This is a genomic window from Methylomicrobium lacus LW14, assembly GCF_000527095.1.
Classification (GTDB): domain Bacteria; phylum Pseudomonadota; class Gammaproteobacteria; order Methylococcales; family Methylomonadaceae; genus Methylomicrobium; species Methylomicrobium lacus.
Map to the genome: position 1 here is coordinate 2,152,981 of NZ_AZUN01000001.1, position 24,424 is coordinate 2,177,404.

The 24,424-nt window shown below is 53.0% G+C and carries 20 protein-coding genes; 11 read left to right on the plus strand and 9 right to left on the minus strand.

Going from position 1 to position 24,424, the window contains the following annotated elements; genetic code table 11:
- Position 1 precedes the first annotated feature (1 nt).
- From METLA_RS0109745 to METLA_RS0109765, 5 genes are all read left to right on the plus strand, one after another.
- Positions 2–1,183, plus strand: coding sequence for an O-succinylhomoserine sulfhydrylase (locus METLA_RS0109745; protein WP_024298374.1), 1,182 nt, complete (start codon positions 2–4; stop codon positions 1,181–1,183).
- 49 nt (positions 1,184–1,232) lie between these two features.
- A complete protein-coding gene (locus METLA_RS0109750; RefSeq protein ID WP_024298375.1) occupies positions 1,233–1,568 on the plus strand; it encodes a DUF6883 domain-containing protein in 336 nt (111 codons plus the stop codon).
- Positions 1,569–1,570: 2 nt separating this feature from the next.
- On the plus strand, positions 1,571–1,801 hold the full coding sequence (locus tag METLA_RS0109755) for a DUF4926 domain-containing protein (RefSeq protein WP_036282336.1): 231 nt from the start codon (positions 1,571–1,573) through the stop codon (positions 1,799–1,801).
- A gap of 173 nt (positions 1,802–1,974) precedes the next feature.
- Complete coding sequence (locus METLA_RS0109760; RefSeq protein WP_024298377.1) at positions 1,975–2,361, plus strand: VOC family protein; 387 nt, start codon at positions 1,975–1,977, stop codon at positions 2,359–2,361.
- Between the two features lie 37 nt (positions 2,362–2,398).
- Positions 2,399–2,974 carry a Uma2 family endonuclease gene (locus METLA_RS0109765; protein WP_024298378.1) on the plus strand — a complete coding sequence of 192 codons (576 nt, stop codon included), beginning with the start codon at positions 2,399–2,401 and terminating at the stop codon, positions 2,972–2,974.
- A 308-nt stretch (positions 2,975–3,282) separates the two neighbouring features.
- Here the strand turns inward: METLA_RS0109765 and METLA_RS0109770 are convergent, their stop codons facing one another.
- The 6 genes from METLA_RS0109770 to METLA_RS23850 all read right to left on the minus strand — a co-directional run bounded on the left by METLA_RS0109770 (position 3,283) and on the right by METLA_RS23850 (position 9,580).
- A complete protein-coding gene (locus tag METLA_RS0109770) occupies positions 3,283–3,525 on the minus strand; it encodes an AbrB/MazE/SpoVT family DNA-binding domain-containing protein (protein WP_024298379.1) in 243 nt (80 codons plus the stop codon).
- Positions 3,526–3,780: 255 nt separating this feature from the next.
- Positions 3,781–4,548, minus strand: a complete 768-nt coding sequence (gene tfpZ, locus METLA_RS0109775; protein WP_024298380.1) for a TfpX/TfpZ family type IV pilin accessory protein — start codon at positions 4,546–4,548, stop codon at positions 3,781–3,783.
- A 54-nt stretch (positions 4,549–4,602) separates the two neighbouring features.
- Positions 4,603–6,192 carry an NAD(P)/FAD-dependent oxidoreductase gene (locus tag METLA_RS0109780; protein WP_024298381.1) on the minus strand — a complete coding sequence of 530 codons (1,590 nt, stop codon included), beginning with the start codon at positions 6,190–6,192 and terminating at the stop codon, positions 4,603–4,605.
- Between the two features lie 11 nt (positions 6,193–6,203).
- Complete coding sequence (locus METLA_RS0109785) at positions 6,204–6,653, minus strand: GtrA family protein (protein WP_024298382.1); 450 nt, start codon at positions 6,651–6,653, stop codon at positions 6,204–6,206.
- The gene (locus METLA_RS0109790; protein ID WP_029646568.1) at positions 6,653–8,389 is read right to left on the minus strand and encodes a hypothetical protein; all 1,737 of its coding nucleotides are present in this window, start codon (positions 8,387–8,389) and stop codon (positions 6,653–6,655) included. Before METLA_RS0109790 ends, METLA_RS0109785 begins: the two co-directional genes overlap by 1 nt.
- Positions 8,390–8,902: 513 nt before the next feature.
- Complete coding sequence (locus tag METLA_RS23850) at positions 8,903–9,580, minus strand: pilin (RefSeq protein ID WP_342665868.1); 678 nt, start codon at positions 9,578–9,580, stop codon at positions 8,903–8,905.
- 121 nt (positions 9,581–9,701) lie between these two features.
- Between METLA_RS23850 and METLA_RS0109805 the strand changes: the two genes are divergently transcribed.
- The 3 genes from METLA_RS0109805 (at position 9,702) to METLA_RS0109815 (ending at position 13,311) form a co-directional block, all read left to right on the plus strand.
- On the plus strand, positions 9,702–11,210 hold the full coding sequence (locus tag METLA_RS0109805; protein ID WP_024298385.1) for a hypothetical protein: 1,509 nt from the start codon (positions 9,702–9,704) through the stop codon (positions 11,208–11,210).
- A gap of 405 nt (positions 11,211–11,615) precedes the next feature.
- Entirely contained in the window at positions 11,616–12,092 is a 477-nt protein-coding gene (locus tag METLA_RS0109810) for a substrate-binding domain-containing protein (protein WP_245598772.1), read from the plus strand.
- A 49-nt stretch (positions 12,093–12,141) separates the two neighbouring features.
- Positions 12,142–13,311, plus strand: coding sequence for a hypothetical protein (locus METLA_RS0109815; protein ID WP_245598773.1), 1,170 nt, complete (start codon positions 12,142–12,144; stop codon positions 13,309–13,311).
- A gap of 335 nt (positions 13,312–13,646) precedes the next feature.
- Here the strand turns inward: METLA_RS0109815 and METLA_RS0109820 are convergent, their stop codons facing one another.
- Together METLA_RS0109820 and METLA_RS0109825 are read right to left on the minus strand one after the other, a co-directional pair.
- The gene (locus tag METLA_RS0109820; RefSeq protein WP_245598774.1) at positions 13,647–16,406 is read right to left on the minus strand and encodes a bifunctional diguanylate cyclase/phosphodiesterase; all 2,760 of its coding nucleotides are present in this window, start codon (positions 16,404–16,406) and stop codon (positions 13,647–13,649) included.
- A gap of 114 nt (positions 16,407–16,520) precedes the next feature.
- Positions 16,521–17,261, minus strand: coding sequence for a PEP-CTERM/exosortase system-associated acyltransferase (locus tag METLA_RS0109825; RefSeq protein WP_024298389.1), 741 nt, complete (start codon positions 17,259–17,261; stop codon positions 16,521–16,523).
- A gap of 81 nt (positions 17,262–17,342) precedes the next feature.
- Between METLA_RS0109825 and METLA_RS21435 the strand changes: the two genes are divergently transcribed.
- From METLA_RS21435 to METLA_RS0109840, 3 genes are all read left to right on the plus strand, one after another.
- Positions 17,343–18,125 carry a methyltransferase domain-containing protein gene (locus tag METLA_RS21435; protein WP_024298390.1) on the plus strand — a complete coding sequence of 261 codons (783 nt, stop codon included), beginning with the start codon at positions 17,343–17,345 and terminating at the stop codon, positions 18,123–18,125.
- Positions 18,126–18,482: 357 nt separating this feature from the next.
- Positions 18,483–20,585, plus strand: a complete 2,103-nt coding sequence (locus METLA_RS0109835) for a sodium-translocating pyrophosphatase (protein WP_029646570.1) — start codon at positions 18,483–18,485, stop codon at positions 20,583–20,585.
- A gap of 462 nt (positions 20,586–21,047) precedes the next feature.
- Positions 21,048–22,463 (plus strand): mannose-1-phosphate guanylyltransferase/mannose-6-phosphate isomerase, encoded by a 1,416-nt coding sequence (locus METLA_RS0109840; RefSeq protein WP_024298392.1) that lies wholly within the window; start codon positions 21,048–21,050, stop codon positions 22,461–22,463.
- A 416-nt stretch (positions 22,464–22,879) separates the two neighbouring features.
- On the opposite strand, the gene METLA_RS0109845 is transcribed toward METLA_RS0109840, so the two are convergent.
- Entirely contained in the window at positions 22,880–24,316 is a 1,437-nt protein-coding gene (locus METLA_RS0109845) for a phosphomannomutase (RefSeq protein ID WP_024298393.1), read from the minus strand.
- Between the last annotated feature and the right edge of the window lie 108 nt (positions 24,317–24,424).

Genomic DNA, 24,424 nt, shown 5'->3' on the forward strand with positions numbered 1-24,424 from the left:
CATGAAAGACACCGACTGGAACGACTACGCCCTCGAAACTCAAGCCATTCGCGCCGGCCATCGCCGCACCCAGGAAGGCGAGCACAGCATCCCGATCTTCCCGACTTCGAGTTACGTGTTCAACAGCGCCGAGGAAGCCTCGTTGCGTTTTACCGGCCAGCTGCCCGGCAACGTGTATTCGCGCTTCACCAATCCGACCGTGACCGCGTTTCAGGAACGTCTGGCCCTGCTCGAAAAGGGCGATCGCTGCCTCGCGTTTGCTTCCGGCATGGCCGCGATCATGGCGGTCGGCATGGGACTGCTCAAAGCCGGCGATCATGTGGTCTGCTCGCGCGGGGTGTTCGGCAATACGGTACTGTTGTTCCAGAACTATTTCGGCAAATTCGGCGTCGCGACCGATTTCGTCGATCTGACCGATGCCGCCGCCTGGGAAGCCGCGATTAAACCGAATACGCGTTTTTTGTTTCTCGAAACGCCGTCGAACCCGTTGACCGAGATCGCCGACATCGCCGAACTGGCCGGGATCGCGCACCAGCACGACTGCCTTCTGGTCGTCGATAACTGCTTCTGCACCCCTGCCCTGCAAAAACCGCTGACGCTCGGCGCGGACATCGTCGTGCACTCGGCCACCAAGTACCTGGACGGACATGGCCGCTGCATCGGCGGCGCGGTCGTCGCGAACCACGAGATCATCGAAAAATCGATCTATCCGTACCTCCGCACCGGCGGCGCGACGATGAGCCCGTTCAACGCCTGGACCTTCCTGTCCGGCCTCGAGACGCTCGCGGTCCGCATGAAGGCGCATTGCGACAACGCGCTGGCGCTCGCCGAATGGCTGGAGCGGCAACCCGGCGTCGCGAAGGTGCATCATCCCGGCCTTGCATCGCATCCTCAGCACGCGCTGGCGAAAAAACAGCAAAGCCACTTTGGCGCGATCGTCAGCTTCGAACTGGCCGGCGGCAAGGACCATGCCTGGAAACTGATCGACGCGACCGAAATGATTTCGATCACCGCGAATCTCGGCGACGTGAAGACCACGATCACCCACCCTGCGACCACCACCCACGGCCGCCTGACGCCCGAAGCGCGCGCCGCCGCCGGCATCAAGGATGGTTTGGTCAGGGTTTCGGTGGGTCTCGAAAATATTGAGGATATTAAGAAAGATATTGCCCGAGGTTTATAACACTCATTTTGTCGTCTGACCCCAAATACCCGTCAAATCAGGCAAGAAAGTGCAATTGCCCAATAAGGACAAAGCCATAATACCGCCGGAAAAATTACGAGATTACGTGCTATCATCCTCGCATCCGGTGGGAAAATTCAAAGCCGCGTTTTTTCAATCATTGGGATACAACGCTGAAAATTGGCAACGTATGGAAACAGATATTCGTTCCATCCTTGAAAACGATGCAAAAGAAGGTGAACGTACCGAGTATGGACAAAAATTCGAAGTGAGAGGTCAAATCGTTAGTCCATCTCTACGAACAGCGGAAATCGTTACGGCTTGGATCGTGATCAACAATGAAAACATCCCCCGATTCATTACAGCCTATCCGGGAGAAAAATGAATATGAATATCAATTTGCTGGATACTGTCGTACTGGTAAAAGAACTGCCGAATTCAGGCTTGCAACCAGGCGATATAGGAGCTGTCGTTGCGTTGTACGAACCCGACGGCGTAGAAGTGGAATTTGTTTCGGCTTCAGGAAAAACGCAAGCTTTAGTCACACTGAAATTAGCCGACATTCGCCCTATCGATTATCACGATATGCTAGCGGTGCGGCCCTTGGATGCGGCATGAGCGAAATGGAGAGAAAAAACACGACTCTAGCGGGACGGAATTTGCAATCCCGTCCCCACCGTTTTTGGGGCTGCCGTTCCCCTAAAGTTTGCAGAAACCCTACGGACGGGGCAACATGCCCCGTCCGGCAAAGAGTATAATTCCTGGCATCTCCCTTTATTCCCCATTCCCTCATGCCAATCCAATTTTTGAACCTGCATCATTCCAGCCTCATTGTTTCGAACACCGAAAAGTCATTGGTGTTCTATCGCAACGTGCTCGGACTCAAGCAACTCGAACGGCCGCCGCTGCCGTTTCCGGGCGCCTGGCTGCAAGTCGGCGAATCCGGGGTGCAGCAACTCCACTTGCTCGAACTCGACAATCCCGATCCAACCACAGGGCGCCCCGAACATGGCGGCCGCGACCGCCATGTCGCGCTCACGGTCGTATCGCTGAATCCGGTGCTGGAGTCGCTGGAAAGCAATCGAGTTCACTACACGCTCAGCATCTCGGGACGCAGGGCGCTGTTTTGCCGCGATCCGGACGGCAACGCGATCGAAATTATCGAGCAGACGGTATAAACCCGCTCGTTCTGAACCTTTATTCGGAGTAACCGCCATGGTATCAGCCGCAGAAAAACTACCGATCACCGTCGAGGAGTATTTGCAGGGTGAAGCGTCGGCCGAATATAAGCATGAATATCTGAACGGCGAAGTCTGGGCGATGGTCGGCGCGACCGATGCGCATGTTACGATAGCGATGAATTTGGGATTTTTACTCAAACAGTCGCTAAAAGGCACGCCCTGCCGCGCCTATATCTCGGATATGAAAGTCAACGTCGAAAAAGCCAATGCGTTTTTCTATCCGGACGTGTTGGTCACCTGCAATTCCAAAGACCGGGACAACACCCTATTCAAACAACATCCCGTCTTCATCGCCGAAATGCTCTCGCCCTCGACCGAAGCCTTCGACCGCGGCCAAAAATTCAGCGCCTACCGGCAACTCGAAAGCCTGCAAACCTACTGGCTGATCGATAGCCGGAAAATGTCGGTGGATTGTTTCAATCGTACTGACAATAACGAATGGTTATTGCATGGTTATGAAAAAGCAGAGGAAATTGTCCGGATACCCGCGCTGGATTTGGAATGGCCGTTGCAATCGCTCTATGAAGAAGTCTTGTTTGCGCAATCTTGAAGAACCTGGAGCGGGTGGGGGCATCGAGCGGGACGGGGTTTGCAATCTGTCTCTTGATCACAATTTTACCTTACGGAACAGATTATCAGTAGCGTAGGGTGGATAAGCGTAGCGCATCCACCGCATAGCTGCCGGATGCGCTACGCTTATCCGGCCTACGGAACTTCTCGTTCCCAAGCTCCAGCTTGGGAATGCGGGCAGGGAAGCTCCAGCTTCCCGTCTCGCCAAGCTAGAGCTTGGCACAGCGAGTTCCCAAAGTTGACGTTGGGAACCAGCGTTATATCGGGAAGTTATTTTTGACTGAATCCTTAATCATTGGCTTCCGCCCTACGCTCCGCAGCCAACTGTTCAGCTAAAGAAATTTCTCCGGCATAAGCCTTAACAATTGCCTTAGCCTGCTGCAACCGTTGCTTTCTTGTTGCGATATGCAGTTCACCGTCATGGTAGGACAATATTACCTGATCGCCGCAATGGATATCCATTTTTCGGCGGATTTCAGCTGGGATGACTATGCGCCCCCTTGCTGTGACTTGAGCTGTGATTGATGACATAATTTCACCCATATGTTATTTTTTCCAACATATGTCATATCGTATCATTTATGGCCCTAATTTTCATAACACCGTGACCAGACCTTATAGGTAACATTCCCGGTCCGACAAGTTGAGCGTGCATTTATTACAATGGCCTTCAAGCGAGACGGGATTTGCAATCCCGTCTCCACCATTTTGCTGGCTGCCGATACCCTAAAGTTTGCGGAAACCCTGCGGACGGGGCAACATGCACCGTCCGGCGAGGCATCGAAACTACTTGCTGCTAATTGCCGTAGCATTCCACGGATCAATATCGAGTATATCGATGACGGCAGCGGAAGCGGGGTCGACCAAAACCGTCATATTCTTGGCTATCCCGCGCAAAGGCAGCCATTTTGCCTCGCTGTCTTGCCGCTCGGCCAATAATTTCAAGCGGTCGTCTTTGCTGTGTAACTCCCGAAGCTCCTGCAAAGGCTTCGCACTAGCCAATATCTGCTCTTTAACTTGCGCCAAAGGCACGAATAATTCCGGCAGCAAAGGCCAATCCGGACCGCCCTGCACGGCTGAAAAAAGGATTTCCTGATTGCGCTTCGGGTCCGGAGACTCAATGGCCGCCACCCATCTGGGTTGTGTCCAGCCGGCAACGGCGGTTTGATTGCCGTTTTGCATTGCCTTGGCGACGCTGTTGGCGTCGAGATCGGAGGCACGGGCGATTTCGAAGCGGTCCTTGGCGAAGACGATAAACGCCGGCCGCCCCGCAAACACCGTGTTGATGCCATAGCTCAGTGCGCACAATTGCAGCAGTGCGATGACGGCAAGATCGAATTTCAGCGAGGGCTTGTTAGGCTTGTAAATGATCAGTGTGATCACTGGGCCGATCGTGACATCGACCGCCATCAGCAGCAGAAATATCTCGGTTACGCCGACCGCCGCATGCAGCGGTGCCGGATACCAAACCCAAAAAACGATTGCCATTACCACGGCGGCAATTACCGCCGACAAAGCCAAATGAATCAGAAATGCAAGAAGTCGATTTTTCATAAAGCGAGAGAATTGGAGCCTAAGTTGATACAGTGCTACTTTCCCCGGCACGGATTATGCCGCCTTTTCTTCATGATACTCGTCATCGACGTTGACGGCCCATAGATTCGATTTGTCGGCTTGTTGGGCAATGATGTTCTGCACGGCCAAATGCGCGGTCAACATCGAATGGTCCTGATTGTTGTATTTGTGCATGCCGTTTCTGCCGATCAAGAATAGATTATCGATGCCGTCCACGAATTGCCGAATCGTATCGAACTCTTGATAAGCGCCAAAATAAGCTGGATACGCCTTCGGCACCCGGATGACGCTGCGATCGAGCACCAGACTTTCGTTCTCGAGCATGTTTAAGGTTATCAACTCACGAACCGCCAACGCGGCCATTTCATCATCGCTCAGCGACCAAAGCTCATCGCCTTCGTGGCAAAAATATTCCAGGCCGAGCCATATCGTGTCCTGATCTTTAACCAAGTACGGGCTCCAGTTGTTGAATATCTGCAAACGGCCAACTTTTACGTCGCTTTCCTGAATGTAAATCCAGTTGTCGGGCGGCATGAAATTAGCCTGTTGCGAGCGCGACTGCGGATTCGGCTGCATTTTTTTCAGCAATAAGCCAACCGTGATGAAATCGCGGTAAGGCAATTCCCCGGCGATTCGCCGCACATTCGCCGGCACGGGCTCGCCCAACGCGGCGATCAAGTCTTTGACCGGCATCGTCGAAAAGGCGTAATCGCAAGCCAATGTCGTCAGCTCGCCGTTTTGCAGATTTTTGACCGTCACCGCTTCGATGTTGCCGTCACGCAGCGTCAATGCCACCGCCTGGCTGTGAAAAATCACCTTGCCGCCGCCGGCTTCGACTTGTTTCGCAACTTCCTGCCATAACTGTCCCGGTCCGTAAGCCGGATATAAAAAACGCTCGATCAGGCTGGTCTGGGTGTTTTTTTGATTTTCGATCGTGTTCGTACTGAATATCTTTTTGCACGCATGCCACAAAGCCTTACCGACCGAAAGCCCCTTGATTCTTTGCGCGCCCCATTCGGCGCTGATCTCCCGGCACGGCACCCCCCATACCTTTTCGGTATAATCTTTGAAAAAAGTCAGATACAAGGCTTTGCCGAAGCGATTGATAATAAAATCCTCAAGATTTTTTTCCGGCTTGCGGGGAAATAAACGGATATGGATATAACTCAGAGCAATCTCGACCAGGCGTACCAATCCCAGATTATTAATCGTATTCAAATTTAATTTGACAGGGTAATCAAAAAACTTGCGCAAGAAATAGATTCGCGATAACCGAGAACGTATCAGCATTCGCTTTTCTGAACTTTCGCCTGTATTCTCCTGCGTTACCTCTATCGTACGTTTACTATTTTGATAACTGATTTCGATCTGCGCTTCGTTATTGTTTTCGAGCGGCAGAATCTCGCGCCACCAGTTCATGACCCAATCGGATTTGGAAAAAAACCGATGACCGCCGATGTCCATTCGATTACCGTGGTGATTAACCGTTCGCGAAATACCGCCGACGTCGTCGAGCACTTCGAGAACGATCGGTTTAATCGAGGTATGGCGGATCAATTCCAACGCGGCGGTCAGCCCTGCCGGACCAGCGCCGATGATAATAGCGGTCTGTTTAGATTCCATTTTAGATTCCTTCATGAATAGGCTCGTTGATATACATAGCGTTTCGTAAACAACAGGATTTTGCGCGCAGTAAAATTGAACAGAAAAATAACGGCCGTCGCAATGATCTTGGAATATAAATAAAATACGGCCATTTTTTCCGTCAGCAAATAAATTATAGCTGCGTTTAGTATTAATCCAATAACGCCAATCAAGCCGAAAAGTAAAAACTCGACATAGCGATTATCGACCGCACGATAGTCGAAAACCCAATAAACCGAAAGCAGATAATTGATTAAAACGCCGACACCGAATCCGCAACTCGCGGCGACGACATAATAAAAACCGGCAAATTCCTTCAGCAGGAACAGCATCGAAAAATCCGCGGAAAACGCAACGCCGCCAACAATAAAATAGCAAATAAACTGAGATAAGTTACTCTCCGGCCGGTAGCGCAATATTTTGTATAATTGAGTTTTCATTACCGTGACCTCATGGTTTTACAATCATAAAGAAAAAAGAGTCTTTGCGTAGCTTGTTCCTTACGCACGGCGACTGGCCGGGCATCGAGAATAGGCTTCGAGTACACGACAAAATCCAGAATCGGGTCTTGGCACACCGCCGCCAAATCATTGCGATCAACTGGCGATTTTTTTCGTGCGAGTTCGGCATTCGGATTGGCGAGTAAAAAAAACCGGCTGTCTTCTTGGCTTAACGGCCAAACGTTTTTGGCACGGCGGAAACCCTCCAATGCGGTCTGTTTGTTAAAAATAATGCCCGCCGTTTGTATGCCGGAAAGGTAACTGGGTCTGTTTAAAAGCAGCCAAACATACATCGCGCCACTCCCTTCCCAATACACCGTACTATTTTTCGGAATGAATTGCCGAAATTCGGCAAATTCGTCAGCGCTTTCAATGGGACGCGGAAAGTCGCCGCTTCGCCGGTTGTCCCACCCGGCAACGATTGCCGCCAATGCCATAACGGAAACGAAGCAAGCCGCAATCGATAGCCATTGTGGCCGCGCAGATGCAAAAAAGCGCCGCCCCATTAGCCACATCGGTATCAAGACCGCACCGCTGCCGAAGTCAAAAAAGCCATGCACCCCAACCGCGCGGTTATCGTACACATCAAGCAGTTGATAATTGGCGATTGCGTCCAGCGCAAACCAGATCAACGCTTGGATAAGCAGTAAATAGGCGCCCAGGCGAATGCTGCGCGGCAATGAAATTGGAATGGCGTTTTTTTGCTGCCAAATCCACGCGGGTATGGTCAAAGCCGCAACCAGGCCGCCGCCGTGGCCGCGCATCAGCCAAGCGCTGAGCAACACCAAGATAACAACCTTCGCGAACTCGGATTTATGCCAATGCTCGCCGGCAAACCAAGCCAAGGCAAAACAGGCAAACCATTGCATGATCCAGAGCGCTCGCCACAGTTGAATTTGCAGCAGCAACGCATTTTTGAAGACCGAGCCGCCGACAAATGCCAGCAGCGTCGAAAGCAAACTGACCACCAGCACGGCGAAAAATAGTCTTTTTAGTTTATCGGCAGAAGATAGCCAAACTAGCATCAGGGTGCTTTCACCAACGGCCCACAGCGCCCAATCCGCAATCTCCCAATTTTCCAACGCCAGCCAAGGGGAATCTCTGAGCACAATTTCGCGCCACTCGCCATCCATGGTCAGCAGCAGCCTATCAAAAGGCGCTATATCCGCCCATGCCGCCAACGCCACAACCATCACGCCTGCCAAGGCTAAAATGCACAATTCCTTGCTGAGAGAATAGCGATAGAGCAGTACCGTCAACAAAGCGGAAAGCGCCATCAACGGATGCAGCAACAAAGCCAATAGGATTAACGCCGCGCTGCTTGACCATTTTTCCCTGACCGCGCAAGCAATGCCGGCTAATGAGATGGCCTCGGCGTATACTCTGGATGTTAAAAATCCTTCGCCAAATACCAGTATGTTTTCCGAACCGTAATATCCGGGTAGCGTAGTCAATAGCAACAACGTAAGCCACAATACGAAACCGCTTGCCAGAGACGAGGCTAAAAAAAACGCCGCACCCAACCAAAGCAATTGCCCTGCCAGCGTCAAGAGATAAATACCCCGTTCCAACCCCAAAAACTCAAGCGCATCCGCGTAAATTAAACTGAAAATGGTAAATTGATCCTGGGAGCCATAACGAAAGAACAGGTCAAGCTTGAAGGTTTCCGGCTGCAAGCGGTACAGCGCTTGCGCTATATAGATTCTGGCATCGTGGTAAAGGCCGAGATAGGGATGCAGCAACAGCCAGAGGGCAATCAGCGCCAATATTCCCGCTGCCTGATTGAGTTGCCTGTGCTTGGCATGGAAGGTGTGAAATTGAAACATGATCGGTTCCACCATCGGAAAAAGCAAGTTTGGCCGGCCTTGATCTTCTGTTCATCGTTTCCACCATGCCATTGATCCAGGGAGATTTAACCAACGAGGAATGTCTAGGGGATCGGGGAAGGAGGGAATCAAACCTTAGCCTTACTCCGACTTTCGCCAGCAAAACAAGGCAACAACATACGATTTGCGGGTTCCTAAAGCCCCGGCTTAGGAATCCTTGTTGTGAAGCTCTCGCTTCACGATGCGTATTGGAAGCGGGAGCCTCCAAAACTGCGTTCCCAAGCCAGCGCTTGGGAACGCAGTCATCATCCGTGAACCCTTGTGGGCGGGGCAGCCTGCCCCGTCCGGCGAGATGTGGCTTAATTAGGTACCACGGCAGTTTGCTGGCAAAAACTTTTTCGAGATAGTCGACGCGGTGCAGCTCCAAGCAAGCGGTTTGGAGGCATCCGAACCCTCGGTTGGTGTTAAGACAAAGTTACCGTTGGCAGGAGCAGGTATAGCAGAGGCAACGGTAATTACACCGGCAGCTACACCTAATGAAGTGACATATTGTGTAGCATTATTTGCACAACCAGCAGTATTTATGTCTGCTGGCAAAGTGCCCTGGGATTGGTAATATTCAGCAACGCTGCTTTTGCAAGAATCTGCAGCGAGGATAATTTCAGAAACTTTAGCTCGAGTGACATAATCTTGATAAGCAGGTATCGCTACTGCCGCCAAAATACCAATGATCGCGACCACGATCATCAATTCGATCAAGGTAAAACCTTGTTGTTTTTGCATTGTGATGTTTTTCATTGTGAATTCCTCTTTGGGTGGGGTTGTTGTCAAAGGACAATCAGGTATAAGCAGATTGCATGCCAAAGCCTTTAGAATCTGTTTCCAACCCACCAGAAAAACAATATTATCTTTATAAACAATAGCTTGAAAATTATCGCTTTTTTTACGAATGCATTTTCTCGCAGCTGCCCAAATGAACAGAGAGGTCGCAAGCCGGGACAGTGACAAAAATTGGCGTCGATTTGTGACGTTTTTTGTCAATCGCCGATTTTTGGCTGTGCTATGCTTGCCTTCATTATGACCGGCTTAGATGTCCTTCTGCGACCTGGAGGCTATAGGCTGCATTACTGAACAAGTTAACTCCATAACTCCGCTTTATTTTATGCAAGAATCCCACGCTTTGCCTTTCGAACTTACCTCCGAGTCTGTCAGCGACTGGCTGCTTGCGCTCGACCGACTGTTTCTTACGGAACGCGTCAATTCACTCAATAGCGTACTCAACCTATTGGTGAGCACGCCGATCGAGAAAAATACCCTTTTCGTGATATTGGATAGGCTTACCGAAAGCGTTTTGCTGCTGTCGAAGCTGCTGGAGCATCATGCCGAAAAGATGGATTATGCGCCGGATAAGGCCGGGAAATGGATGACGGCGGCGATGCAACTGCCCAAAAAACTGGGGTTTGCTTTTGCAAAACTGACTAAGGATAGCGGTTTGCCCGATCCGCAAAAGATCGTTTGCGTCTACCGAGCCCTGCAAATTTTGAGCTTGGTGAACAAACGCAGCACCCTGTTCCATGAGGCTCAAGACTTAAGCGTCTGGAAAAAATTCGCCGAATTGTATCTATTGGCGGAAACCCGACACTGGTTGACGCTCGCGGTCGACGACCGTGTTTCAGGGTTGATCGCTCAACCCACGATTGACGCGGCCGCCAAACATGCGCTGCTCTTTCACAGCTGCCATCCTTATCAATATGAGGCCTCCGACATTGCCGATATTTTTACCGCTACCGCCGAATTGACCGCTTACGTCCAGCTCGATCCCGCATCCACCGATTTCTCCCTAAGCCGCTGGCGGCCTGACGCTCTCCTCCCTCCCGAATGCACCGTCCCGGAAAAGACTCAGCAACGCCTGTTGTCGCTCGACATCAGCGGCTTGATCGATTTTTTTGAAAACCATCCGGACCAGCAGGCAAAATTCGCGGCTTATCCGGGCCTTTTAAACCGATTGACCGCCTATTACGAAATCCGGCGTTCGGTCGATCCTTTACATGCCAAGAAAAGCGATCTGATCGTCGGCAGCGCCCAATCCGCAAAATTCTTGAATATTCTGATCAGCCGCTACCGGGTCATGGAACTTAGCGGCACCAACCAAAGCCAGAAGAAAGCATCCCATTTGGAACTGGTGCCGCTGGAAATTAAAAACACGATAGCGTCGCTGTCTTCGAAAATCCTGGCCGGCCTGAATGGCGTGAATAGTGTTGTGACCAGCCAATTGACGCTTTTTGCCACCCATGAACGCGCATTTTGTGTCGCCAAAATCGCCAATCAGAAATGTTCTCAGGATGAACCGACGATTATCGTGCAAGAGGGCCAGCCGCCTTGCTTTGCGGTGATCCGGCACATCCGGATTGACAGCCATACCCAGTTTAGAAATCTTTTATTGGAAAGAGTCGAAGGCGAGGTTTATCCGGTCGAAATTGGAAACAAGCCGGGCTTCATTGTCATGCGCCCCGAGAATGAACCCTCCGAGCTATTTTTGCCGCCCGATTGCCGGCATGGCAATACGACGGTATTGGCGATTTCCCGAGGGATTATCGCGGCTTCGCTGAAGGTCGAGAAGTTTCTTGAATTAAACGCGCATTTTGCGCGTTATCAGGTGAGTTTTTGTTGAGCCGGCCTGAAACTCGGCGCCGAACGAGATAGGCATCCCATCCTTAACGCGTGAAACCGGTTGCAAAATCTTCCCCGTTCTGGCATTATCATAGTCCTCGATCAGTTCATGCTTGACAGCGCAGATCCATTCACACTGCAAATAATTATCAAGCGTGATCGAGTCCGTCGGCCGGCATTTTGTGCAGAACACAGGACGTAACTCCGCAAGCATTGCCGCACTTTACGTCCTAATCCGCTTCGGCCCAAATGCTTACAGCATAGCATTTCTGTTGGATCTTCCCGTCAATTGCCGTTAGCGTAAATTTTTTTCGATCCGTTAAAATTATTCAAATTGAAAAATACACTCCTTTTTCGCTAGACTTATAACCCCACCCAATTCTTGTAAAGGGTTAAGGAAATCGAATTGAAAAATCAGGTTCCCATTTTAAAAATTACAAGAAACCATGCAGCTCTGGCTATCTTGCTGTGTTTTTGGGCAGACAGGGCGCTTCCTGACTCTTTGCCAAATAAAATCAATCCTAACGGCATTTATGTCGTAGTCAACTCAGCCAATCCGCAGAGAAATATCAGCCAAACCGGTTTGAATGCTATATTTAATATGCGTTTACGGCACTGGAACGACGAATCTCCGATTACGGTTTATGTCTTGCAGGATGAAGATCCTTTGCATAAAACGTTTTGCAAACAGAAGTTGCACGTATTTCCTCATCAAATCCGCAAAGGCTGGAACAGACAGGTTTTCAGCGGCACAGGCCAGGCGCCGTTGGCGATCGAGACGAAAGAAGACATGATCAAACGCATCCGTGAAACACCGGGCGCAATCGGCTATTTAAGCGGCAAGGATTTGACGGCAGACGTCAAAATATTGGACATCGAATAGAGAATCAGCCTGCATGCGACATTTGCCAACACACACCAAGCGTGACTTCTTGATCGGATGTTGTGTCTCCGCTTTCGCGTTCAGCGCTTCCAGCCCGGCGCAAGACTTGCGGCTCGACAAATGGCTGCCCGACTCGATGCAGGTGCACGGTTTTCTGTCACAAGGCTTCATTCATACCAGCGATAATAATTTTTTCGGCCATTCCGACGATTCGCTTTCGACCGACTTCAGGGAGTTGGGGCTCAACGGCTCCTGGAGCGTGCAGCCCGATTTACAGCTGGCGATGCAGGTGGTCTGGCGCGATGCGGGGCAAACCGATGAAGGCGGCTTACGCATCGATTACGGACTGGCCAGCTACAATTTGCTGTCCACCGAATCCTCGCTGCTGGCGATCCGGGCCGGCAGAGTGCCGACGCCGCTGGGCTTTTACAATGATACCCGCGATGTCGCGTCGACCCGGCCGAGCATTTTTTTGCCGCAGTCGATTTATTTCGATGCCAATCGGAATCTGGCTTTATCGGCCGACGGAGGCTATCTGTATGGCGAGCATCGCACCGACATTGGCGACTTTTCCTTCAACTTCGGCCTGGTGATTCCGCGCACCGATGATCCGGACTTTAAGAGCGTGATTTTGAATGGCAGCTCGGGCAGCGTGCAAGGCGATACCTCCTGGGTCGCCCGCGTTGAATATGAATCGCCGGGAGACCGTGTCCGCTTAGGCGTCACCTACGCCGATTTTCTGAGCGACTTTCATTCATCTTCGCAAGCCTGGAATCAGGGTTCGTTTCATTTCAATCCGTTGATTTTATCGGCGCAATACAATGCGGAAAAGTGGTCGTTGACCGCGGAATATGCGCTGCGCCACACCCGGCTGGATTATCTCAATGTCAATGATGTCAGCTTTACCGGTCAGAGTTATTACATCCAGGGCGCTTACCATTTTACCGACAAGCTCGAAGGCCTCGTGCGCTACGATGAATTGGTCTGGGATCTTGACGATCAATACGGCTATCGCTGGCCGGCTCAACTGGGCCCTCAATTTTCGCGCTATGCCCGGGACTGGACATTCGGCTTGCGCTATGAAATTCTGCCCTCGTTGATGCTAAGCGCCGAATACCATCACGTCAACGGCACAGGCTGGTTAGCGCGACTGGAAAATCCGCAAGGCGAGTCCCGAAACTGGGATATGTACGCGTTCATGCTTTCGTATAATTTCTGAGCGCTCAGGATGCACGTTTAGGCGATTTACGGAAATTTGTTTGCCCGAGTTGAGATTTTTGCCGTTGGCTGAGCGGAGCCTCGTCCGCAGGGTTTCCGCAAGCCTTAGGGTATCGGCAGCCCCAAAACGGTGGGGACGGGATTGCAAATCCCGTCCCGCTTGAGTTGATTCCGTTCATGGTTCGACAAGCTCACCACGAACGGAATCATCAGTTTACCTTTGCCGGACGGGGCATGCTGCCCCGTCCGCAGGGTTTCCGCAGGCCTTAGGATATCGGTAGCCATAAAACGGTGGAGACGGGATTGCAAATCCCGTCCCGCCTGGAGCCAAAGGACTCAACCCACGATATTCTTCTGATGAAACTCGGGATGCGGCATGGCCTTGCCGATACCGTAGCCTTGCGCATAATCAATGCCGATGCCGGCCAGCACCTCCAGAATCTCCTGGTTTTCGACAAATTCGGCGATCGTCTTGATGCCCATGCCGTGGCCGACGCCGTTGATTGCGTGCACGAAAAGCCTATCTTCGCGGCTATGCAAGATGTTTTTAACGAAGGATCCGTCAATCTTCAAATAATTGACCGGCAGCTGTTTCAGATAACTCATCGACGAAAATCCGACGCCGAAATCGTCCAGCGCGAAACTGCCGCCGATGCTTTCGATTTGCACGATCAAATCGTGGGCCGCCTGTAGCCGGGTCACCGCCTGTGTTTCGGTGACCTCGAAGATGAAATGCTTCGGCTCGAGGCGGTATTGCTGCAAAAACCGGCTGATCACGGCGAAGGCGTCCGGATTGGACAGCATTTCGGCCGACAGGTTGATCGACAGCTTGATGTCAAGGCCTTGCCTCAAAAGTTCGGCCTGTTTGCTGAACGCCAAATCGATCACGCGCAGATCGATTTGATAAATCAGCCCGGTTTGTTCGGCGACCTCGATAAACCTTGCCGGGGGGCTTATCTCTCCATCCTCTCCGACCATTCTGAGCAAACATTCGTAATGCGTGATCGTCCGGTCCGCAATCCGCATGATCGGTTGGTAATACAGCACAAAGCGGTTTTCCTCAAGCGCCTTTTCGATCTTGGCTTTCCAGGTCACCCGGCTCTTGATGGCCTTGCGGCCGATGTCATCATGGCTGGCCAGCCGCCAGCCGCCTCGCCCCTCCTCCTTGGCCCGATACATCGCAATGTCCGCCGACGCGAGCAGATCCTGCGCGCCGCAATCGGCTTCGGGAAACATCAACAGGCCCGCGCTGACCGAGGCGCGGTGCTGCTCGCCGCCGCTATCGATCACCACCGTCGCCATTTCGCTGCATAATTTCTGCGCCAGCTCCTCGGCCTGTTTTTGCTCGATATCGGAAGCCAAAACGATGAATTCGTCGCCGCCAAAACGCGCGATCACATCCGCTTTACGCGTGATATGCCGCAGTTTCTCGGCGACCTTGATCAACAGTTCATCACCGACCTGATGACCGCAGCTGTCGTTGATGTATTTAAATTGGTCGATATCGAAAAACACGATCGCGGACGTATGGCCTTGGCGAAGCGCCAGACTGATTGCGTGCTCAAGCTCCTTTTCGAATTTACGGCGATTGTAAAGACTCGTCAAAGGGTCGTGTTCGGCCAGCCAGGTCAGGCGGTTTTCCGATTTTTTGCGTTCGGTCAGATCAAGCCCCACCACCAGGATTTCATGCGCGGATTCCGCTTCGATCTCCGCGATGAACAGCGGCGATAAATACCAGGAAAGATAAAGTTCGGAGCCGTCCCTCGCCACCATCGGACACTCGAACTGCAAATTTTGGCTCTGCGTGCGATCAAAAATGCCGTTCGACACGAGCAGCAGATCGGAAGTCTCGGCGCTAAAAAACAGTTCGGAGAAGGGTTTGCCGAGCAGTTCCGCCGCCGAATAGCCAGTTAATTGCTCGGTAAACTTATTGACCGTGCGGATCATGCCCATCTTGTCGGTGGTCAGAATGATCACCTGCGCGGTATTCAGCATGTTGTCGATAAAGTTTTTCTCGATCAGCAGCTCCTTGGCCTGCTTCGACAGGGCTTGCGTGCGCTGATTGACCTGGTCATCGAGTTCCTGCAAGGTGCCGATCAGCGCGTGCGCCGCGTCCTCCAGCACATCGATCTCGTCCTTGACCCAGGCGTGTTTTGGCGGCCTTATCCGCCGCGCAACGGCGTGATATTGTTTTTTCGCGATCAAAGGAAACACATTGACCAGGCTGCGGAGCCGGCGCGTCGGCCCGATCAACAAAAACAGCAAGACGCCGCCGGACAACAACAGACTCAATAAACCGCTCAGCGCGTACAGGGAGCTTGCCTGCTCGACGCTGCTCAGTGAGGCGCTGACGTCTTCGATGATCAGCATGCGAGCGTCGTTGCTGTCGTCAAACGGCAGAGAAATCAGATCGTAAGTCTTGCCGCCGGCTTCGAGAATCACCGATCCTTTCGGCAACGCTTGAGGATGCCGCTTGCTGAGCTCTTTCAGTAATGCCGAGTTTTTTTGATGCTCGGTCAACGCCATCGCATTCATCGACCAAGGCTCTAGCCGCAGAATACCGGGATTTTCGATCCGCGAATGCCGGGTCAAAATGGCCGTATCCAGACCGATCACGTTTTTCAATTTTAAAACCGTATCGGCCAAGTCAACGCCAAAGATGAAGATACCCAAAAAATCGCCGTTATGCAGAAACGGCGTGGCGCGGAAATGAACGCAACGATCCTCGCACACAATATAGTCATAGGTGATTTCGTGTTTGGCAACCAGGCCTAACCAGTCGTCAAACTGTTTTTGAGCCCTGGCTTCGCCCCAGTGCCCGATCAGTTGCGTGTCTTTGTCAAACAGAAAGACCGAAATGATCTGCGATTGCAGTTCTATTTGCGGCCAATTGGTGTCGATGATTTTTTTGATCGACTTGAGTGCTTTATCGGGTGACATCGAAGATTCCAAAAGGCCTGGAATCAGCCAACCGATGTCAATGCGGTCGCTCTTGACTTGCTCCAAAACGCCATGAAAGGCATGGGAATAGGCGTCGTGCAGGCGGGCTCTTTCCTGCTGGTAGTTTTTATTCAGGCTATACTGCCCGATCAGCATGATGGCCCCCGAGCCTAAAAAGGTGGCAAAGCTAACAGACAAAATTGACTGCCATACCAGACTTAAAAAACGTTGTGGCTCTTTACGCATAGAGAAACCGGGAATCATTGCGGTTTAAGAGGATGACTCGCCAAGCAAGTCGGATCGAATCGTATCGTAAAGGTCTTGGTAATCCGGACTCAGATTTTTATAGATCGGCTCGGGAAATATCAAATAAGGCGCCCTTCGGCCAAAATAATCCACCGGCTCGCCAATCTGGTTCAAGCCGACGCCAAATCGCGCCAGCAAGCGGGCCAAACGGAGCTCTATTAATCCTACTCCATAATCGAGCCTTTCTTCAAGCATCAAAATGGCGGTCGCAAAAATCATGCAGACCGGCAAATAATTGATCGGAAAACGTTTATAGCCCATGCCGCCGTCAGACAAATCGTTTTCAACCGTATAGTCCAGATCGCCCTTGCGGCGCCGGAAAGAAGAAAGAATCAACATTCTGGACACCTCGGCCGTTTTACCGATTCTGATGTCTTTAACCGGCGCCGCACTAAAGTCGAATGGCTTGGGGTAATGCTCTTCGACCGGCAGCGTCCTCGTCGGGCTGACATGCAGCGGAATCAGTCTTACATTCCCAATGGGTTGACCGCTCGGCTTATGATACAGTAACGTGTGTATCGAACAGGGATCCCATAAGTCGGTTTCCAGGGGCTCGCCGAGCGTATCGGCGGCAATCATGTTTTGTTCTTCAAAATAAACACGGTAGCGGATATGGAAAGCAGTTTTCTTTAATTCAGGACTGGTCGCCCTGAGCATGCGAAAATATTTCTGATAATGCGAGATAAGACTTAAATCGCAAGGCATTGCGTTCACCTCGATCGAGCACACTTATTAATATTATATTAAGATAGTGTAAAGCATTACGCTAATTAATCCACAGAATTCATGAGCCAATCCAAGGCCTTCGACGGCCAAGTCAGCCCTCTCTACCTCGCCAAGGCAGCGGCTGTTTTGGCGCCGCTCAAAAAACTCAGTTACGAACGGCTTGCCATCGGCAAGGCAAGCCATCTGCTTGACGTCGGCTGCGGCCCGGGGGCAGATGTAGCCGCCCTGGCAGACAGGATTGGAGCTGCCGGCCGGGTTATCGGTTTCGACCTGGAAATCGGCATGCTCAGGCAGGCCTTGTCAAGCCTCGAACAGGATCAGATCTGTTTCATTCAGGGCGATGCGCTACAACTCCCGTTTCAAGACAATAGTTTTGACGGCTGCCGCAGCGAACGCCTGTTCATGCATCTTCCTGATCCCGACCGCACGCTGGCGGAAATGATTCGGGTCACCCGAGCCGGCGGCAAAATCGTGGTGATCGATACCGATTGGAGCAGCCTGTCGATCGATACGCCTTACCCGGCAATCGAGCGCGCATTGTCCGAATACCGGCTGACGCGCGTCCTCAAAAACGGCTATTCCGGACGCCGCTTGTACCGCCAATTCAGACAGCTCCAGCTTGCCGATATTGAAATTGAAGCCTATCCGCTCTGCATCACCGATCGGGACCTGTTTTATTTTTTGACGATGCAGCAAGCGATCGAAGATCAAGCCCTCGCAGAGCAATGGATTACCGCCGAGCAACTGCTGGCTTGGCGCCGCGAGATTCAACACGCCGCCGACGCCGGCTGCTTTTATGCCAGCATCACGCTCGTGATGGTTTCCGCGATAAAGCCGCAATAATACCGCCAATCATCACTACCGTTTAGGGCCCCTTCGCCGCATTGCTCGGCGGCCCTCCGTAAAAAGCGCCAGCGCGCAGCATCTGCAAGAAAATCGCAGCGGTCAATTTTTTATTGTGGTTGTTTAAACTTTTCAGTAACCTACTCCCCGGCTTGTGTAATTGTCAACCCCTCGATTCGCCCATCAGGACGAGACGATCGGTTCGCAAGGCCGCTGCAGGGCAGGATCAAAACCAGGTTTATGCCTTTCATTCCAGAAAGAACGCGCCGGCCGTTACCGGGCTATTTAAATAACAATAACTAAAAAATAGGAGGAACGGTGTTAACCGCATCGCTATCGATCATTATCGCGTTACTGATGGGGCTTCTGGGCGTTGCTTACGTCCTTTGGCAATTTAAAATCATTCTTGGCTACGACCGCGGCAATGCCGCCATGCAAGCGATCGCGGAAGCCATTCAAGAAGGGGCTTCGGCTTTTCTTACCCGGGAATACCGGGTTCTGGCCGTTTTCGTCGCGATCGTGGCGTCGGTCATTTCAACTTTTCTGCAATGGCAGACCGCGCTGTGCTTCGTCGTCGGCGCCATCGCCTCCGCGGGCGCGGGTTATCTCGGCATGTATGTGGCCGTGCGCGCGAACGTCAGAACCGCCGCCGCGGCCAGCCGGGGACTGCATGAAGGCCTCCGGGTCGCCTTCGGCAGCGGCGCGGTCATGGGCATGTCGGTGGTCAGCTTCAGCCTGATCGGGATGACGGTGCTTTATTTGATATTCAACGGCGATCCGAACCAGCTGACCTACGTGACCGGCTTCGGCTTCGGCGCCAGCAGCATCGCCCTGTTCGCGCGCGTCGGCGGCGGCATCTACACCAAGGCCGCCGATGTCGGCGCCGATCTGGTCGGCAAGGTCGAAAAAGGCATTCCCGAGGATGACCCGCGCAACCCGGCGGTGATTGCCGATAACGTCGGCGACAATGTCGGCGATGTCGCCGGCATGGGCGCGGACTTGTTCGAAAGCTACAGCGGCTCGATCATCGCGGCCGCCACCCTGGGCGCGACGCTCGGCGCGGACAAGGCGGCCGCCTTCATCGGCCTGCCGTTCTTGGTTGCGGCGGTCGGCGTGTTGTCCAGCCTGTTCGGGATTTACATGGTGACCGGCGAAGAGAAAGACCCGACCGAAGCCACCACGAAGATTTACCCCGGCTACTCCTTATGGATTCGCTACAGCCATCACCTCCGCCGCTTCGTTGCGAAGATTGACGAACGGGCGACGCTGGAGGATTTGCTGACGGCGCTGCGCCGTTCGGTCTGGGGCGCCTCGGCCGCGGTTCTGGCGCTCAGCCTGTTGACCGTGTTGATTTCCGGCGTCAGCCTCAATTACTGGCTGGTGATCCTGGTCGGTCTGATCGCCGGCAACGGCATCGCCTACGCGACCGAATATTTCACCTCCTACACCGAAAAGCCGACCCTCGCGATCGCGCATGCGACCCAGACCGGCCCCGCGACCACGATCATCCAGGGCATGGCGGTCGGCATGCTGAGCACCCTGCTGCCGGTGTTGATCACCGCGGCCGCGATCCTGCTCAGCATCTGGCTCGGCTTCAAGGCCGACGGCACGATGGCGGCGGGCCTGTATGCGGTCGCGCTGTCCGGCGTCGGCATGCTGAGCACCTTGGGCGTCACGCTGGCGACCGACGCTTACGGCCCGGTCGCGGACAACGCCGGCGGCATCGCCGAAATGGCCCATTTGCCGGGCGAAGTCCGCCACCGCACCGATGCGCTCGACAGCCTCGGCAACACGACCGCCGCGACCGGCAAAGGCTTTGCGATCGGCTCGGCGGTATTGACCGCGCTGGCGCTGCTGGCCGCCTATGTCAGCGCCGCGAAAATCGAGACCTTGAACATTCTCGGCCCGACCATGCTGCCCGGCATCCTGATCGGCGCGATGATGCCGTATCTGTTTTCGGCCCTGACGATGATGGCGGTCGGCAAGGCCGCGCATGCGATTGTGATGGAAGTGCGCCGCCAGTTCCATGAAATCCCTGGCTTGATGGAAGGCACCGCGCAGCCCGATTACAAATCCTGCGTCAGCATTAGCACCGAAAGCGCCTTGCGTGAAATGATCCTGCCGGGGGCCCTGGCGGTCGTCGTGCCGATCGTGATCGGCCATGTGCTCGGCAAGGAAGCCCTGGCCGGTTTCCTGATCGGCACGATGAGTTCCGGCTTCCTGCTCGCGGTGATGATGGCGAATGCGGGCGGCGCCTGGGACAACGCGAAAAAATGGATCGAAACCGGACAATACGGCGGCAAGGGCTCGGACGCGCACAAAGCGGCGGTCGTCGGCGACACGGTCGGCGACCCGTTCAAGGACACCAGCGGCCCGTCGCTGAACATCCTGATCAAGCTGATGACTATCGTTAGCTTGGTGTTCGCGACGTCGTTCGGTTCAGGTTGGCTAAGTTTTTGATTTTAATTAGCGTATCACACAATTCCCACGCTCTGCGTGGGAATACGACTTGAACTCGCTCCCGCGGTTCGGGACGCCAAGCGTCCTTGAGCGAGTTCCCACTCAGAGCATCACTGCCATTAAGTTAAGCCAATCATGGCAGTGACTCAGAGCGTGGGAACCATCATTGGAAATTGTTGCTAACGGAATTCTAAAGGCATTCACAACATCGTCACTGCCAAGGAAAATCTGTAAATTTAACTCTCCCAGCAGACATTTAATAATTAGTTAAGAATAAAATATTATCCTTAGAGTCATCACGTAGAAAATTCAATATTTCTATTCAGCTTCCAACAAAAAGCTAAAGGATTAGCGAAATGGAACACCAAATTGGCGATTCCTTCCTGCGGCAACTATAGCGACATTCACCGACTGCACCTTACTGCATTCATTACATTAACTCGAAATTTCGTGTTGTTTCCCATGATCCCTATTATTTTATCCGGCGGCTCCGGCACTCGCCTTTGGCCCCTGTCTCGCAGCCAGCAGCCTAAACAGTTTTTACCCTTGGTTTCAGAAAAAACGATGTTGCAGGAAACATGGCAGCGTCTGGTCGGAGTTCAGGCACTGAGCGCACCGATTGCCGTATGTAATGAAGACCATCGTTTCATGGTGGCCGAACAGTTGCGGGAAATCGATGTTAAACCCCGTGCGATCATTTTAGAGCCGGTGGGGCGCAATACGGCGCCGGCCGTTGCGTTGGCGGCATTGGCCGTGCCTCCGGACGAGGTGATGTTGGTGCTGCCTTCGGACCACGTCATTTTGCAGGCTTCGGTGTTTCAGGAATCCGTCAAAAAGGCGGAACAATTAGCGCAGCAAGGCCATTTGGTGACTTTCGGCATTGTGCCAACGCATCCGGAAACCGGCTATGGCTATATCAGGCGCGGCAATGCCGCGGAAAATTCGGCCTATCCGGTGTCGGCTTTTGTGGAGAAACCCGATTTGGCAACGGCGCAAATCTATTTGGATAGCGGCGAGTATTTCTGGAATAGCGGCATGTTTGCCTTTAAAGCCGGCGTTTTTTTACAGGAATTGGCAAAATTTAATCCTCAAATGCTTGCGGTTTGCCAGGAAGCTTTTAATGCCGCGCAACGCGATGTCGATTTTGTACGCATCTCGCGAGATATTTTCAAAACCTGTCCGTCTGACTCGATTGACTATGCGGTGATGGAAAAAACCGATCTGGCCATGGTGATTCCGCTGAATGCCGGCTGGAACGATGTCGGTTCCTGGTCGGCATTGTGGGATGTGACCGATAAAGACGCCGAGGGCAATGCGATACGCGGTGATGTGTTGACCGTCGATACCCACAATTCATTTATTCATTCCAGCAATAAGCTGGTCGCAACCTTGGGAGTGCACGATCTGGTGATTGTCGAAACGGATGATGCGGTCATGGTAGCCCCCAAGGATAGAGTGCAAGATGTCAAGCTATTGGTTGATAAATTGAAACAACAACAACGTCCGGAAGTCGATACGCATCGCAAAGTCTATCGGCCGTGGGGCTTTTTCGATGAAATCGACGTAGGAGAACGGCATAAGACCAAACGCATCGTGGTAAAACCCGGTGCCAGTTTATCGGTCCAAATGCATCATCATCGCGCGGAGCATTGGGTCGTCGTCAAGGGAACCGCGTTGGTCTGCCGAGGCGAGGAACAGGTGCTTATTTCGGAAAATCAATCGACCTTTATCCCGTTGGGCGTTGTTCATCGCCTGGAAAATCCAGGCGTGATTCCGCTCGAGATGATCGAGGTGCAATCGGGCAGTTATTTGGGCGAGGATGATATTGTTCGCTTTGCGGATCAATATGGTCGTCAGATTAAAACGCTAGTATCTTAGGCTCCCTTCTGCCTGGCTTCCATGGCCTGGATTCGGCAACTGCTCCATGCCTTGCTCTAACTTCTGCATCCATGCAGTCGACCCGCTTGCGAACGGGTATGACGATATTGATGTATAACGATGAGCGCTCCAGCGGTGCGTGACGCCGGAGCATCACTGGCAGCGAAACACGGGCCGGGACGCTGCGCGTGAACGGCATTCCCACGGAGGCCCTCACTGCCTTAAGTTAAGGCGGTTATCTCCCTCTCCCTTCGGGAGAGGGTCGGGGTGAGGGGAATAAAATAAGGAAAAATACTTTATTTTGATCCCCTCATCCTAGCCTTCTCCCGGAGGGAGAAGGGACCGGCCATCCTTAACTTAATGGCAGTGACGGAGGCCGTGGGAACGAAACTGGAGCCCGCCTGTGGGAAAACGGATTATTCGGTATCTGCGCGATCCCTTACGCGCGCCAGACAAGCTCGGACAATCTCTTCGGCGCGCGCTTGCGTCCCGGCTTCCGCATAGCAACGCAGTTCCGGCGCATTGCCCGATGCGCGAAGATGCACGATCTCCTCATTTTCAAAGGAAATACGCAAGCCATCGGTTTGATCGGTTTCGGCCGCTTGACCGCACAAATCGCCGAGTAAGTCCCGGACGGCGGCATCCGAGGTCGCCAGCGTGTGCAAAAGATGCCGACTTTTCTCGGCCGCGAAAGCGGGCAAACGGTCGCTGGCGGTAAAACGCCCCGGCAGGCTTCCCGGCAATTCGGACAATTTGACGCGGCGCTCCCGAGCCATCGCCAGCAAGGCCAGCATCGGCAACACCGCATCGCGCGTCGGCAACGGTTGCAGCCTGCACCCCTCTTTTTCTAATGCGGTCGCCACCAGAAAGCCGCCATTCGCCTCAAAACCGACCACCGAATCATAGCCCTGCCCTATCAGCTCCTGCATGCCTTCGATCACATAAGGTGAACCGATCCGGGTGCGTTTGACGGTAAATCGCCCACACTTTTCGACAGCGGTATTGCTGCTGACCGGCGTTGCAATGGCGCCGGCCCCGACATATTGCGCACACAAGATGCCGACAATATCGCCGCGCAGCCACTGGCCGTTTTGATCGCCGAGCAACGGACGGTCGGCATCGCCGTCGGTGGACAAGATCGCATCGAAGCCAAAGCCCTCGGCCCATTGCCTGGCTTTCGCCGTATCCTCCGCGCTGACCGCCTCGGTATCGATCGGCACAAACTGATCGGTGCGCTCGATTGACAGCACTTCGGCCCCCAGGGCCTCCAGAAGTTCGCGCAGCAGATCGCGCGCCACGCTCGAATGCTCATACAAGCCCAAACGCATGCCAGCCAGTTGCTGCGGCGCAAAGAATTGCAGATAACGCTCGATATAGCCTTGATAAGCCGCCCGGTTGGCGTCAGGAAGCGCGGCCATGGGCAAGACCTCCGGCATCGTCACATTCGCATCGCCAATGGCCGCCTCATCCTGCTTGGTGATTTCTCCGTCGGGACGATAAAACTTGATGCCGTTGCGATCGAATGGAATATGGCTGCCGGTAATCATCAACGCCGGGATATTTTGCTCCTGCGCATAAAAAGCCAAGGCCGGCGTCGGGATGATGCCGCAAAAATCTTCCGCAAAACCCGCGTAACGGATCGCCGCCACGCATACACCGGCAATTGCAGGGCTGCTGGGACGCAAATCCATACCCACGGCAACACGCGAACCGGGCGGCGGCGCGATACTGTGCAAAAAGGCCAGTGTATAAGCGAAACACACCTCGGCGTTCAAATCGGTCACCAGGCCCCGCGCACCGCTGGTACCGAAGCGGATCGGGCTGAGAGCAATGATTTCACGGCTGTTTTTCATGAATTCCTTTGAGTTGATTTAAAAATATAAATAGCGAATCAGCCACGGAAAGCCCGGGACAGACACAGCCTGTCGCACAAACATTAATACTGAGTCTAAACGCTATTG